This is a genomic window from Bacillus sp. Au-Bac7, from assembly GCF_021341655.1.
Lineage (GTDB): Bacteria > Bacillota > Bacilli > Bacillales > Cytobacillaceae > Niallia.
Genome location: NZ_JAJTTG010000002.1, coordinates 552,558 through 565,912 on the forward strand (window position 1 = coordinate 552,558; position 13,355 = coordinate 565,912).

The 13,355-nt window shown below is 37.6% G+C and carries 15 protein-coding genes and 1 pseudogene; 3 read left to right on the top strand and 13 right to left on the bottom strand.

Annotation, left to right across the window (positions count from 1 at the left end):
- Together LXM54_RS11415 and LXM54_RS11420 are read right to left on the bottom strand one after the other, a co-directional pair.
- On the bottom strand, positions 1-900 hold the full coding sequence (locus LXM54_RS11415) for an ABC transporter ATP-binding protein (protein ID WP_233315298.1): 900 nt from the start codon (positions 898-900) through the stop codon (positions 1-3).
- Positions 897-1,136 (bottom strand): PLD nuclease N-terminal domain-containing protein, encoded by a 240-nt coding sequence (locus LXM54_RS11420; RefSeq protein ID WP_233315299.1) that lies wholly within the window; start codon positions 1,134-1,136, stop codon positions 897-899. Before LXM54_RS11420 ends, LXM54_RS11415 begins: the two co-directional genes overlap by 4 nt.
- A 166-nt stretch (positions 1,137-1,302) precedes the next feature.
- Here LXM54_RS11420 and LXM54_RS11425 point away from each other — a divergent pair, with 166 nt between their 5' ends.
- On the top strand, positions 1,303-1,842 hold the full coding sequence (locus tag LXM54_RS11425; protein WP_233315300.1) for a helix-turn-helix domain-containing protein: 540 nt from the start codon (positions 1,303-1,305) through the stop codon (positions 1,840-1,842).
- 45 nt (positions 1,843-1,887) lie between these two features.
- On the opposite strand, the gene LXM54_RS11430 is transcribed toward LXM54_RS11425, so the two are convergent.
- The 5 genes and pseudogenes from LXM54_RS11430 to LXM54_RS11445 all read right to left on the bottom strand — a co-directional run bounded on the left by LXM54_RS11430 (position 1,888) and on the right by LXM54_RS11445 (position 5,624).
- On the bottom strand, positions 1,888-2,301 hold the full coding sequence (locus LXM54_RS11430) for a VOC family protein (RefSeq protein WP_233315301.1): 414 nt from the start codon (positions 2,299-2,301) through the stop codon (positions 1,888-1,890).
- Between the two features lie 111 nt (positions 2,302-2,412).
- A complete protein-coding gene (locus LXM54_RS11435) occupies positions 2,413-2,676 on the bottom strand; it encodes a hypothetical protein (RefSeq protein WP_233315302.1) in 264 nt (87 codons plus the stop codon).
- A gap of 115 nt (positions 2,677-2,791) precedes the next feature.
- Positions 2,792-3,739 (bottom strand): methyl-accepting chemotaxis protein, encoded by a 948-nt coding sequence (locus LXM54_RS28505; protein WP_442780459.1) that lies wholly within the window; start codon positions 3,737-3,739, stop codon positions 2,792-2,794.
- Positions 3,734-4,867 (bottom strand): annotated as a pseudogene (locus LXM54_RS28510) (HAMP domain-containing protein); the annotation flags it as partial. The gene LXM54_RS28505 and the pseudogene LXM54_RS28510, both read right to left, overlap by 6 nt.
- Before the next feature lie 196 nt (positions 4,868-5,063).
- Positions 5,064-5,624, bottom strand: a complete 561-nt coding sequence (locus LXM54_RS11445) for a GNAT family N-acetyltransferase (RefSeq protein WP_233315304.1) — start codon at positions 5,622-5,624, stop codon at positions 5,064-5,066.
- Between the two features lie 139 nt (positions 5,625-5,763).
- On the opposite strand from LXM54_RS11445, the gene LXM54_RS11450 reads away from it, so the two are divergent.
- Positions 5,764-6,591, top strand: coding sequence for a GNAT family N-acetyltransferase (locus tag LXM54_RS11450; RefSeq protein WP_233315305.1), 828 nt, complete (start codon positions 5,764-5,766; stop codon positions 6,589-6,591).
- A 48-nt stretch (positions 6,592-6,639) separates the two neighbouring features.
- On the opposite strand, the gene LXM54_RS11455 is transcribed toward LXM54_RS11450, so the two are convergent.
- The 6 genes from LXM54_RS11455 to LXM54_RS11490 all read right to left on the bottom strand — a co-directional run bounded on the left by LXM54_RS11455 (position 6,640) and on the right by LXM54_RS11490 (position 12,756).
- On the bottom strand, positions 6,640-7,356 hold the full coding sequence (locus LXM54_RS11455; protein ID WP_233315306.1) for a hypothetical protein: 717 nt from the start codon (positions 7,354-7,356) through the stop codon (positions 6,640-6,642).
- A 174-nt stretch (positions 7,357-7,530) separates the two neighbouring features.
- Positions 7,531-8,280, bottom strand: a complete 750-nt coding sequence (gene srtB / locus LXM54_RS11460) for a class B sortase (RefSeq protein ID WP_233315307.1) — start codon at positions 8,278-8,280, stop codon at positions 7,531-7,533.
- 78 nt (positions 8,281-8,358) lie between these two features.
- The gene (locus LXM54_RS28260; RefSeq protein ID WP_325169564.1) at positions 8,359-10,530 is read right to left on the bottom strand and encodes a phosphatase PAP2 family protein; all 2,172 of its coding nucleotides are present in this window, start codon (positions 10,528-10,530) and stop codon (positions 8,359-8,361) included.
- 199 nt (positions 10,531-10,729) lie between these two features.
- On the bottom strand, positions 10,730-11,209 hold the full coding sequence (locus LXM54_RS11480; RefSeq protein ID WP_233315308.1) for a DUF2628 domain-containing protein: 480 nt from the start codon (positions 11,207-11,209) through the stop codon (positions 10,730-10,732).
- A 141-nt stretch (positions 11,210-11,350) separates the two neighbouring features.
- Positions 11,351-11,830 carry a hypothetical protein gene (locus LXM54_RS11485; RefSeq protein ID WP_233315309.1) on the bottom strand — a complete coding sequence of 160 codons (480 nt, stop codon included), beginning with the start codon at positions 11,828-11,830 and terminating at the stop codon, positions 11,351-11,353.
- Positions 11,831-11,865: 35 nt separating this feature from the next.
- Complete coding sequence (locus LXM54_RS11490) at positions 11,866-12,756, bottom strand: helix-turn-helix transcriptional regulator (protein ID WP_233315310.1); 891 nt, start codon at positions 12,754-12,756, stop codon at positions 11,866-11,868.
- A 125-nt stretch (positions 12,757-12,881) separates the two neighbouring features.
- Between LXM54_RS11490 and LXM54_RS11495 the strand changes: the two genes are divergently transcribed.
- Positions 12,882-13,352: a hypothetical protein gene (locus LXM54_RS11495; RefSeq protein WP_233315311.1), complete on the top strand. Its 471-nt coding sequence runs from the start codon at positions 12,882-12,884 to the stop codon at positions 13,350-13,352.
- Positions 13,353-13,355: the final 3 nt, after the last annotated feature.

A 13,355-nucleotide genomic window follows, 5' to 3' on the forward strand; every position in this document is an offset into this window, starting at 1 on the left:
TTACACCACCAGCTTAAGGAATATTTCTTCTAGTGTATCGTTATCTACTTCAAATTTTAAAATATCTACATTATTTTCTAATGCACTTGCTAATAGCATATTTTTATTGACGAGAATATTATCCACTTCGATTTTCACAGTAGTACCGACTGCCTCTGCACCTTTAACATAATCCAAACTTTTCACAATCTCCAGCCAGCTGAAACTTGCAGAAGTTATTTCCATTAAGATGCTATTGCGGCTGTGCTTATTCAATAAGGCTTCTTTTTTAGTATCTTCAATCTTTTGGCCATCCTTAATAATCACAAATCTTTCACAGATATCTTCTGCATCGTTTAAGATATGTGTCGACAAAAGAATGGTGGTGTCTTTTTTGATAGCTTGAATGATATTGATTACCTCTCTTCTGCCAATGGGATCTAATGAGGATACAGGTTCATCCATTACAATAAGAGAAGGTTTATGCAGCAAAGCTTGGGCAATTCCCAATCTTTGTTTCATGCCGCCGGAAAATGTTCTAACCCGAGCGTTGCTGTCTTCCTTTAAGCCAACTTTAGTTAAAAGGAGCGGTATCTCCTTTTTTAACGCCTCTTTTTTCATTCCTGACAGCTCTCCCATAAACATCAGTGTTTCAAAGGCTGTCATCCATGGAAAGAAATTTGGATATTGAGGCAAATAACCGATTTCCTTTTTCATATCCGTAATTTTCTTTCCATTAAGAAATACTGCTCCCGAACTTGGATGAATAATATCTGAAATGATTTTAATTAAGGTTGATTTACCAGCTCCGTTTGGCCCGATTAAACCCACACATTCTCCAGCTTGCACTTCCATAGAAAAGTTATGGACAGCTGTTTTGTTATTAAAATTCTTTGTTATATTTTTAATTTCTAATTTCATACTCTTTTAGTCTCCTTTCTACTTAATACAAAATAAAGGATTGGACCGAATAGGTTAATAAATATAATGAGTAGTGTCCAAATTAATAAATGTTGCCGGTTTTCTCGGTTACGATATAAATCGATTAAGGCAATAGCAATTAGGATAAAGTTTATAAAAACGAACGGCAATACAATAGGCAAAATCGAGAAAAAATCAAAATCCTTTATATCATTTAATCCATAATGAAGATTCAAAATCTTACTCCTCCTTATATATTTTTATTATCATTATTGATAACGATAACATAAGTTTTTAAATATTGCACTATTTTTCCATTTTTATTGTCGTTTTTATTATTATTTTTTATAATGATAACATTATCAAAATGGTGAATATATCACGTACAGATTGGAGCAGGTTATGGTAAATAAAGCGGATGCATTAATACACCCAGTAAGAATCAAAATTTCACAGGCTTTAATGAGAAGTGGTGAAAATGGATTAACACCGTTAGAGATGGTGAAAATGATTAAAGACGTGCCTCAGGCAACGCTGTACCGGCATATTCAAGTATTGCTGGATGCAGGAATTATTCGAATTGTGAAGGAAAAAAAAGTCCGATCTGTCGTAGAAAAATATTATGCATTAAACGGAGAGGAAGCAAAATTAAGTCCAAGTGAATGGAAAGAAACTTCTAAGGATGACAAGATAACTTATTTTTCTTACTATCAGCTCTTCCTCCTAAATCAATATCAGAGCTATTTAACAAAATCAGAGAAAAATGGCAATGCGGAGGATCCGACCTTTTCTTTTGTCGAAATGAAGCTTGATACACAGACCTTTCATGGATTTCAACAAGAACTCAATGAATTAATGGTTAAATACTATAACAACTCATTAAAAAACGATAATAGTGAACCTACTCGCACTGTAGCTGTTACAATCATACCAGAATCTTAATACTGGCAATCAAAAAGGATAGAGGCACTAACGCCTCTATCCAAATTAACTATCTAAATAATCACACAGCTCAATTAATGTTCCATTCGTCGAAGCTGGGTTCAGATAGATTAGCCGTCTTCCTCGTAAGTTTACTCTCCGTGTATCCTCCAGAAAACGGATGCCTTTTTGGCGTGCTTCTTGGATGGCATCATCTAGGTTATCGACACGATATGCAAGGTGATGCACCCCTTTGCCTCGCTGCTTTATAAAACGTGCCATTGGCGATTCCTTTGTTGTCGGTTCTAGTAATTCAATGACTTTGTCTGCGGTTTTGACTACTGCGACATGCACCTCCACTCCTTTGGCGTCACTTGTGTAACGGTCCTCCAGGCTTCCGTTTAATACATCCAGGTAAAAAGGCAATGCATCGTCTATGCTTCGTACAGCAATTCCGACATGATCTAAAATATAATTCAAAAGAAGTCCCCCTGTTACTTAATAGGTATGCTTTGATTCATTATACACGAATCTATTATGTTCTTTGCATCCAAGCTATTAAAAAAGACAATCGGAATTAATCGATTGTCTTTAGGAATAACGTCTCATTAATTCATCTATGTATGCATTGCCGCGGGGCGTCACTACTGCTTCCTTTAAGAATACAACGAGCACTTCGCCATGTGCGCCTCTTGCGTATTTTACGTTTGCTATAATACCTTCGTTTTCCATTCTTTCTACTTCTGCATTAAACTCTTCAGGAGAAACGATACCAACATCTTTTGGCATTGGTTCGCGCCCCTCTAATAATCCTAGAAGTACAGCAAATCTTATTGGTATTGCATTGTCTGTCATGTGTAGCACCTCCGCTTTATATTATACGCAAATACTGTGTGGATGTCTTATGATTCGATTTGGTGCTCCCGTAAATAATAAAACGGCTGCAGATAACAGCCGTTTTGTGATTTCTTTATACTTTAAATTTACTTACCGTTTCTTGCAGCTCTTCTGCTAAACGAGATAGAGTGATGCTTGATGCCTCAATTTCTTCCATGGAAGCTAATTGTTCCTCGGTAATGGATGAAATATTTTGTGTGCCTTCAGAAGATACTTGGGCAATTTCGGAGATTACCTCAATAGAGCCAACTACTTGTTCTGCTCCTACTAGCATTTGCTGTGCTGCTGCAGATACTTGGCCAATTTGTTCGGCTACCTCACTAACTGACCCTTTAATTTCAGCAAAAGAGTTGCCTGCAGTAGAAATAGCGGTGATTCCGTCTGTTACTTCTGCTGTTGCTGCATTCATCGTTTGGACTGCTTTTTCTGTTTCTTTCTGGATAGAAGTAATCAGCTGGCCAATTTGCTGTGCGGAAGAGGCAGACTGCTCTGCAAGCTTGCGCACTTCATCAGCTACAACAGCAAATCCTTGGCCATGCTGTCCTGCTCTCGCTGCCTCTATTGCTGCATTAAGGGCAAGCAGGTTAGTCTGGCCAGCAATATTGGTAATAACATCAACGATTTCGCCAATCTGCAAGCTTCTAGCGCCTAACTCTTTAACTACTAATGCTGCGTCATTAACAGAATGATTAATAGAATTCATTTGGTTTACAGCTACTTGTATCGCCTGTTCTCCGTCTGCTGCATTAGTCGAGGCGTTTGCTGCTGTTACTGTTACACTTTGTGCGTTTGCTGCTACTTGTTGTATTCCTGCAGATACTTCGTTCACTACTGTTGAACTGTCATTAACACTTTCTACCTGCTTTTCCGTTCCAGCAGCAACATCTTGTACAGTAAGCGTTATTTGTTCAGATGCTCTGCTTGTTTGTTCTGCACTTGCACTCAGCTCGGCACTAGAAGAAGCGAGATGCTCGGCACTGCTTTTAATATGATGAATAAGGGAGCGCAGATTTTGGATCATGTCATTAAAGGCAGTCTCAACATCCTTCATTTCATCTTTCGTCTGTAAATCGAGCTCTGTTTCTAGGTCCCCATCTGCAACATGTATAGTTACTGCTTTTAATTTTTGGACTGTGCTGCTGATAGACAGATAGAATCCTACAAAAATATAAATGGTCAAAATAAATATCAGCACAACTACTGCAATAATGGCCGCTTTAGTAAGCTTCAAGTCTTTAGCCTGCTGGGTCATTATGCTGTTCAATGCTTTTGTTTCCAGCTCATACAGTTTAAAGCTAGTGTCGATTGTTGCTGTTGCCATATTATAAAACTCATCCGTATTAACAGTAATAGAAGTATTAGTACTAAATTCTTTTTGCACAAACTCTAAGAATTTATTTGTTTCTTCTAATGTACTTTGACTTGCCTCACCTAGACTGTTTTCTAGAGATGGCTTATTAGTAAAAATGATAGCTTTCCCGTGCTCAAGCAGTTCAAGTGAATTCTGAACAGAGGCATATAAGGAAACTAATTGAATTTTTTGGTCATCGGTGATTTTTTGTTCTGCGGCAATACTCATCCCAACAGCTCGGATTTGCCCAAGATGTTCTGTCAAATTAGGCAATGTAGTTGTTACATCGTTAATAATGTAGTAATTTTCTGGTGCTTTCGCTAAGAATAATTCTGATTGGTCCCCAACCTCGACCATAAAATCTAAAATATTGCCTAAATAATCAATATGCATGCTTGTTGCTTCCTGTAAGTTCAGGCTCTCAACATCTGATTGAAGTGTATTCCACTGTTGTTTCATTTCTGCCCATTGATCTGACACTTGGATAGAACTGCCTGTTCCTTTTACAAATGCATCCATGTTTGCAATGTCTTCTTGAATTTCCGCTTGCTTTTCTTCTAGCTTGGGCTTGTCTGAAGAATCGCCGCTAATGACACTTACGGAAATAGCGCGGTGCTGCTGAACATCCTGCAGGAAATCCTTCAACAGAGTATTATACTCCGTACCTACTTGTCTTTTTTGAATAGTGTCGATTTCCTTATTCGTTGTGCTTAACAGCATAAAGCTCATAATTAAAATTGGTATCCCTAAAATCCCGCCGATTACAGCAAATTTTTGTATATATTTTAGTCGGTTCATCAGCGCGATGATTGGCAAAAAAATCTTCAAAAGTATCCCCCCTATAATATAGATAATCTTTAATAAGGGAGTAATTTTCTCCAGTAAGCTTATTAAAGATGAACAAAGTATATATCGGTTTCACAGAAGGATACTCGATGAAAACAGCGAAAAATAAGAACAGATTCCTATATAGGAATAAAAAATAGGACTGAATTTAATCAGCCCCATCATTTTTCTTTTCAAGAAAAGACAATCTGTGAAATTTATTAATATATGTAAATAATTCTTCTCCAGTTATCTGTTGCATGCCAGCAAGAGGTATATACAGTGCCTTGTATTTTTCCGGTACCCAAATGTACGTGTGAATATAATCAGTAGTAAGAAAGCCGCATGATTGCCAAAATTTTATTCTTTTTCGATTATCTGCTGTTTCTGCTGACTCCGCTTCAATAATGAAGGTCTTAATTCCATCTGCCCCAGCCTTTTGCTTTAAATACTCAACAAATTGTCTGCCAATCCCTTGATTACGTTCTTTTTCTGATACGGCCAAATAATCAATAATCATGATCTGCTCTTGATTAAGCTTACCAACGAGCGCCATGGCAATTGCCTTCGATTCGTTATAACCGATATAAAGCTCGGCAATCCCTTTGGTGAGCATATTTTGAATGATTTTAACTGGCTTTGCTCCCTTTTCACCAAATGCCTCTGCATAAAGTGGCCCGGCATCCTCCCAAAGCTCCTGATCCCATGTGGACGTTGTTTTTATTTTCATAAAGTAATCTCCTTACTAGCCTTTTTTATTATTTTACACGAAAACAAATATAGCATCCTTGATTTACTCTTTATGATAATATATATGTAAACAAATTCCTGAAAATTAGGGCAACTTTCAGGTGAAAGGTGTTAGAAATATGTTAACTAATGAAGAGTTAAAGGCTATTAAGGCTCTCCAAGAAATTTGCGAAAGCATTGATACATGTCAGCTTAAGCTAAATTTTGATATGCTTGAGAACAGATCTGGTAACACAAAGGAAGACTATTTTCATTACGAAAAAGACAAGCTGGTCGGATTTCTTGGCAGTTATGGTTTTGGTAATAAAGTTGAAATTTGCGGCATGGTTCATCCGAGTTATCGACGGAAGGGGATATTTTCTAGACTATTAACAGAGTGTATGAAAGACTTAAAGCGCCGCAATGTTCATACCATCTTATTAAATGCTCCTTCAGAATCTCAATCAGCCAAAGATTTCTTAAGAAACCAATCTTGTTCCTTTTTTATGTCAGAATACCAAATGATGTGGCAAAATACGGAGTTATCATTAGATGACGGAGTAGTTCTGAGGACATCTGATTCTCCAGCAGATTTGGAAGCAGAGGTACAGCTTGATATTCTGGCATTCGGATTGGAAGAAAAAGAAGCCCGTGAATATAATAACCATTTGAAGGAAAGTAACACAGAGCAGCACTATATCATTGAAGTAAATGGAACAACAGCAGGAAAAATGAGGGTAGCGGAATCAAACGGAGAAGCTTGGATTTATGGGTTAGCGATATTTCCTGAGCTTCAAGGCAAAGGTATCGGCAGAAAGGCTTTATCAAGGATAATAAAGATGGAAAGTCAAAAAGGTTTACCCATCTTTCTCGAAGTAGAAGCGAAAAACGCCCATGCGCTTAAACTCTATCAATCATGTGGTTTTAGAAGCTACCACTCTCAGGATTATTATAAATATCAAAACTAGTTAAAAGGCTCAACGTGATAGTTGAGCCTTTTCTTAAAGGACCTCTCTTTATAAAAACTCCTTCTTATATAACCTATCTTTGCAAAAAACATAAAGCAGTTTACCACGCATTAAAACATGTCCGCTGATACGTTTACCCTTGTCATCAACAAAAGTTACGTTACCAGCCGGAATAATCGTTTGATTGCTAATGTTATAGCGCATCAACGTATCACAATCAATTTCTACAAGCAAGTCTTGTTGGTCAAATAGGAATTGCTGAAATGTATCATCCCCCTCTACTACATAGCATGCCGTTTCCATAAAGTCTTTGAGCTGAACGAGCTTATATTGATCATAGTAGTAAAAGTTAACTTCTTTAGAGCTGACGATATTCATGGCATAGCAATCTGCCATTTCATATTCTTTTGCTCCCCATAATTTCTGTCCGCTTTTTGAATAGGCGGCAAGTCCGTCTGCGCCCATTGGCTCGAGATCGTCAATTGCTCCAAAGATACCTTCATCAAAATAACTTACCCAAATGGTGTCAGTTTCGTCTATCTGCACTTGACTAATACCGTCACCGAGAAGGAATGTATCCATTAATTGTCCTTCCAGATTATATATTTGGGCGTTTGGTTCCATTTTTGCTCCGTCTGTGCTGCATCTGCCTTGGACAAGTAAAAGGGAGCCGTCCGAAAAAATATCTGCATCTGTCGGAGAAATCGGTATATTTTTAATTCTATTTTTCTTACGTTTCCGTCTTTTATTAATGTTATCGTACAATCTTGATTAGAAAGGGAAAAATCTATTTCCTCCTGAGGTGTTTCTATTAGCAGCAAAGCACCATCTCTTGTTATTTGCCCATTAAACCATTTCGTGCTAATAGGGTATGTGCTACAACATATCTAATCGAATTTCCTCTATTTTCATCACCTTATTTTCCCTGTTTTTAAAAAGCTATTGTATCTCTGTTATTTTCCCATGAACAACAAATCTGCCTTCTTTCGGGTCTGACAGATTGCTGCATGTTGATAATGTGATAATCTGGTCTTGTTCATTTAATTCTACGTTTGTTGGAAACGCAGATTTTACTGAAATAGTTTGCAGGAAATCCTTGTATTGTTCATCTGTAGAAAACTCTGTTTTTAAATAATCGAATTCGGTGGTTGTTGCATAAACAGAGAAAATTTCGACTTTGTAGTTTCCGGCCTTCGTTTTATACTGGAAGGTATGGTGCTTGGAAAAAAAGTCTTCATCTAATAATTTCTCTAACTCGCCAAACATTGCCCCATTTTTCATTTCATGACCATAGATGATGGTATGAAGATTGTCTGCGCCTTGCTTGTTTCGATAATCCATAAAAATACTTCCTGCTTTTGACTCTTCTTTTTTATAATTCCGATTCAAATAGTATTCATTATCCGTGCTTTGTAAAATCGGATAATCTATTTTTGTATCATCTATCGTCAGCCACCCGATAATATCTTCATTGATTTCTGTCATGCTTTCAAGTGGATCTGCTGCCTTACTTGTCGTGCTTGTGTCTTTGTGATACACTTCTTGAATTTCTGCCATTATCTTATCATTTTTCACATAGCCGTACACAATATGACCAATCTTAAATAGGCTAAAAAGAAAGACACCGATTGAAAGAATAAGCACGATTTGCTGTAGCCAATTGGATTTTTTTTGCTCAATGATCGTCAAATTCACTCCACCTTTACTGCTTTAAATGAAAGATGCTCCCATAAAGCTAATTCTTTAGGGGAGCAGTGTTGTAATTAATTATTGGTTTGCTCGTTTCATTTTTCGCTTCCAGAATACAATGGAAGCTGCTACTGCTGATGCTAATAATGTGCCTACATATAGGAAAATATTCGTATTATCCCCTGTTTGCGGGTTTTTCACAGAATTTGTGTCTGCTGTTTTGCCCGAATTGTTCACATTTTCGTTGCTGCTGCCAGTAACAGGTGCTGCTTCTTCCTTGTCCTCCTTATTTATATTATCATTGTTATCCTCTGTATTTTCTTCGTTATTATTGTCTGAATCTACTGGTGCTGGGTTATTACTGTTATTTTCTTCGTCGTTATCAACTGTTTCATCTGGATTAGAAGGAACTTCAGGAGTGTTGTCTTCTTCTGGTTCTTCTTTTTCAGCTGAAACTTGAAGTGCATTTTCCCCATAAACGATTTGATAGTTTTCAGGAAGTCCTGTTATTTCTACAGAAGCAAATTTGCTGTCACTCGCTAAAGTGCTGTAGCTGATAATATCTGCATCTGCTGCAGGTACATAGCCATCAGTAAAGTTTAGCTTCAATGTACCGCCAAACGCTGCTTCTCCGTCAATTTTCAAAACTTCTTCCTTGCTGCCAATGTTTAATTCAAGTGTACCACTATCTGTTTGGGTAAAGCCTTCTCCGATTGTGATACTGCCAGTTATATTTTCATTCATTGTACCGCCGTTATTAACAACTTCACCAGCACCAAAAGCTGTGCTTGAGTTTGCGATAAGGGAACCTTCTTCCAATACTGTTCCACCGGTATATGTATTGTTGCCTGTTAATGTTAAGGCTCCTGTTCCATCCTTCGTTAGACTGCCTGTTCCAGAGATATCATTTTTCCAGCTGTCAGCAGCATTGAAGCCGCCAAGAGAGCTGTCCATCGTTACATTAACATCTGTTTCAAATGCATCATATCCTCCTGCTGCTGCAAAAAGATTCAAACGGCCCCAGCCTTCACTGTCGTCTAAAACAGGGTAACCAGATGGCAAGCCTGTTGTATACAGCACCCAGCGGCGTTGCATGTCATCTAAATATGGGAAGCGAGTTTCCAGCAATACTTCAGCACCCTTTGGCACTACCATTGGTTTTGTTGTGTCGCCAATTTGTTGGAATCCGTAAGTAAGACGCTTTGTATAGTTTTGTTTATTTGTTTCGTAATCACTGTAAGCATCATATGAAGTGCCTTCTTGTGTTAGTAGCACTTCATGTGCTTGTTTGTATGCTGCGTCTTTTACACTTTTGTTCGCAGGATCATTCAGTGCTGCAGCTGCGACAGCTGTTGACATCACTCGGCCGCCGATTACATCCAGTGGTGAATGCATTCCAGCTACGATTCGGCTGTTGCCAAGCTCTGATGCTCTTGTCATCATTTCTTCAAAGCGTTCTGGCACTGCATAAGCAAGTCCGTATGATGCTAAATATGCTGCATTTGTATGTCCGCTTGGAAAACCGCCATCACTAGATGGGTCGTCCTTTTTAGCGGGAACAAGTGTCGGCAGTATGCTTACATCTTCACTCCAACGGAACGGGCGTTTATAGCTATAGTAAGCTTTTGCTGAAGAGGTAGAAGCTCCTGTCCAGCGGATTGTATTTATCAGGTTTACCATACTTCCAAGACTGGAATCAGTATCTGCCCAATTGCCGTTGCTGTTTCCGCCGTCTTCATATTTCACACTTGTCGCATCTTGAGGAATTTCATCTGGAATCGTTGTTCCAGCGTTAGACCCTGCTTTAAAATTATCTGCATAAGGCCCAAGACCTGTGATTACACTATAGTTTTGATTGCGGCGATCACTTAAGTAAGCATCTTTTGCTTCCGCTTCTGTGCGGTTTTTTGTAATGGAGATAGAAGTATCGATATTATGTTTATGTACACTCTCATTTAACACTGTTCCGTTATCCCATGAATCTCCCGGCTGCCAAATGTCTAAAAACTTCGAGAGGACACCAATAGAGGAGTTTGTCTCAGGGGTCATGTTTGAACTTTCATTACTGCCATATACGTCTACATAGTATCCGTAAGCTCCCGGTTTTGGTTCAATTGCAGAATGATCAGTTGCTGCAGAAGCGGAATAGGCACCTTGTGTAGTTAATAGTGTTGTTAATAATAGAATCGGTATTTTCGACTTTTGATTTTTCTTATTATCCTTTTTTACGCCTTTATTTGACAAATTCATTCACTTCTCTCTCTGTATTTTTACTTTCAACGTTAGTTTAATGATAGATTGTAAATACAGTGTGAATTTATCGCTAATAAACGTATAGTTTTTGAAAATGTTGTATATTTTTGTATTTTTTCGGCGAAAGATGAAACCTGTCTGTATACGTTCATTTGTGAAAATAAAAATAGAAGCCTGCAGCTGCAAGCTTCTATCATTAAATCAGAATTTGAACTACTGACCCTAAAATTATGGTAGCAAGCACATACACGAATACTGCGGCAACGCTTGTCCCTCCTAGTTGGGATAATTCCTTTTTGCGTTTCTCTGTGCTTACGTTTTTTTGGGCTGCTACTGCTTTTTTTGCTTTTTCTAAGTAAAAATAGTTAACAAAAACCGTTAATCCTAACCAAATAATCATATCAACGAGTCCAATTGCCGATAGCTCGTCACCAATTATATTAACAATAAGCTCTAAAATAAAATAAGCTGCCAAATACCCGTATGAAAGCCTATACATTTTGCGATAGGACATCCAAAATGGACCAAAAAAGAAGCATGCCCAATTCCACGATAATTTGGAACGGCGGTCAGACATGCCATACCATCTTTTTTTATAACTGCTTTCATATTTCGCTCCAACGAATGATTGCAAATCTTCTTTCGTAGTTGCGTCTAATTCTGCCAGAAATGCCAAAGATTTCCCCTCTTTCTTCTCTTATGTATAATCAAAATATTTACTAGTCTTTCTACCCTATTATAATATAAATTTCCTATTGAAGCGCTTTTCAAGTATAACAAAATAAAATAAAAAAGAAGCCTGTACGGCTTCCATTATTTATACTATATCGTCAGGGCCCCATATCGCCAGTTCATCACCAGGGCATGCAACAATTTCCCAATACTCACCATCACTGTCTCCAAAAAAACCTGCTTGCCAAGACTCATACATATTATCATGACCACATATGAACAAAACCTCTCCAGTCTCAAATGTCAGCAGCAAATGAGGAATTTCATCATGTAAGGAAACATCTGCTATTTTCATCAAGCTAAGTTCACAAAGGATTTTACATGCATCTTTGGCGTTTCGTTTTGGCAAGTCATCAAGGACAGGAAGTGTGTCAGCCTTAGATTGGATGATGGCAAACTCGCTTTCAATTGTAATATAAATCTGGCCATCACCCAATCGTTTCGAATTCGTTTCACTTTCTGTGAGAAGGAGCTTTGGACCGTAAAAGCTAATCCCTTCTACTGTTGCGCCAATACATAAATATTTCAGCAGTTTCTCAGCACTTAACTTATCTTCTTTGTTCATATGTGTACACCCTCTCTCCTTACATCATTTTATCATTAGTGTTCGATCCATTCCTCAAAGGATAAGTTTACAGGCTCATCTAACAGTTCTTCTGTAAAATCCATGTTTGTTGTAGGAGTATGTTCATCTACCTCTTCAAATCTAATTCCATCTACCCAAACACTGCCATTCCCTGAAAGTAAAACACCAAAGGCAATTACTGCACTGTTTTTTGGAATATCTAGTACGATGGAGTAGTGATTCCATTCCGTGTCGCCAGTAATCGGCCGATTGCTCATATTATCAAACTGTAAAACATCGCCAAGCCTATCATCGATTCGCATCCATAGACCACAGGATATATCAACATCCTTCGTTTTAATAAAACCAGTCAGCTTTAATCTTTTGTTAAGATATTTATCTGCTTTAAACTGCTGCATCATGGTTGCAAAATCTTGTGAGGCAGAAGGCTGAATTGCTTTCAAACAGCCTGACGCTTTGCCTTTGTGAACATTTTTCCTGTCGATCGCCATTTCATAATGAAAAGGGTTTGATCCGCTTAAATTCCAGCCTTTTAATAATTGACTATCTTTCATGGTTATTTCCTCCCTTTGTAGTGTAAGCTTGCTCATGAGTTTCCGATATTGTCCTGGCGGTATTTGATAATATTTTTTAAAGGAGCGTGTAAAGGATTCTTGTGACTCAAAGTGATAGTAAAAGGCAATATCAATTATTTTTTCATCTGTGTAAAGAAGCATATGGGCAGCGTTGGCAAGCCTCCGGTATCGAATATATTCAGAAGCGGAGACGCCAATTTCCTTTTGAAAAATGCGATGAAAGTGATATTTAGAAAATCCTGCTTCTTTAGCAAGAATACTTAAAGATAGTGGTTCATGGATGTTCGTTTCAATAAACTCGACTGATTGCCGTATCATTTGACTGTACATCTCTTACCTCCCTATAGATAGAATAGCAAAATCACCAGCCGTTTTTTTGACAATTATTGCTTTTTTCTGAATAAGAAAAAGAAAACAGCTAAAATTAAGAAGACATTATGTTAAGGATTGATACTATGAAGAAAAACAGATGGATTGTTGTTTTAATGGCCGTTTTACCATGGATGTCCCTCCCGCTAATGGGAAAAAACATTTTTAAGAAATATGCATTAGCAGCGCTTACGATGAGTACATACCTTGTACTTGAAGGGAGATTTGCTGAAAAAAGAAAATGGTGGTGGTTTCCTTATAATGTAAGACCAAATGTATTAGCAGAGTTACCTTTAATATTTGGACCATTTTTCATTGGCTCCATCTGGATTTTAAAATACACATTTGGAAAGTTTAAGCTTTATTTTTTAGTGAATCTTATAATAGATTCCCTGTTTACATATATAGGGATGGATTTGTTCAAAAAAGTTGGTTATGTAACCTTAGTCAGATTGACTAAATTTCAATTATCTGTTGTTTTCTTAATAAAAACCTTTTTGTTGTATGGATCTCAGCTACTTTACGGAAGCCTGTCTAATCATTTTAAAAAGAACTAAGGA

What these genes read in the sequence shown, in the direction of transcription:
- LXM54_RS11415 (WP_233315298.1), bottom strand. Translation starts at nt 900, where the DNA reads ATGAAATTAGAAATTAAAAATATAACAAAGAATTTTAATAACAAAACA.
- LXM54_RS11425 (WP_233315300.1), top strand. Translation starts at nt 1,303, where the DNA reads ATGGTAAATAAAGCGGATGCATTAATACACCCAGTAAGAATCAAAATT.
- LXM54_RS11435 (WP_233315302.1), bottom strand. Translation starts at nt 2,676, where the DNA reads ATGACAGACAATGCAATACCAATAAGATTTGCTGTACTTCTAGGATTA.
- LXM54_RS28505 (WP_442780459.1), bottom strand. Translation starts at nt 3,739, where the DNA reads ATGATCCAAAATCTGCGCTCCCTTATTCATCATATTAAAAGCAGTGCC.
- LXM54_RS11445 (WP_233315304.1), bottom strand. Translation starts at nt 5,624, where the DNA reads ATGAAAATAAAAACAACGTCCACATGGGATCAGGAGCTTTGGGAGGAT.
- LXM54_RS11450 (WP_233315305.1), top strand. Translation starts at nt 5,764, where the DNA reads ATGTTAACTAATGAAGAGTTAAAGGCTATTAAGGCTCTCCAAGAAATT.
- LXM54_RS28260 (WP_325169564.1), bottom strand. Translation starts at nt 10,530, where the DNA reads ATGAATTTGTCAAATAAAGGCGTAAAAAAGGATAATAAGAAAAATCAA.
- LXM54_RS11485 (WP_233315309.1), bottom strand. Translation starts at nt 11,830, where the DNA reads ATGAACAAAGAAGATAAGTTAAGTGCTGAGAAACTGCTGAAATATTTA.
- LXM54_RS11490 (WP_233315310.1), bottom strand. Translation starts at nt 12,756, where the DNA reads ATGTACAGTCAAATGATACGGCAATCAGTCGAGTTTATTGAAACGAAC.
- LXM54_RS11495 (WP_233315311.1), top strand. Translation starts at nt 12,882, where the DNA reads ATGAAGAAAAACAGATGGATTGTTGTTTTAATGGCCGTTTTACCATGG.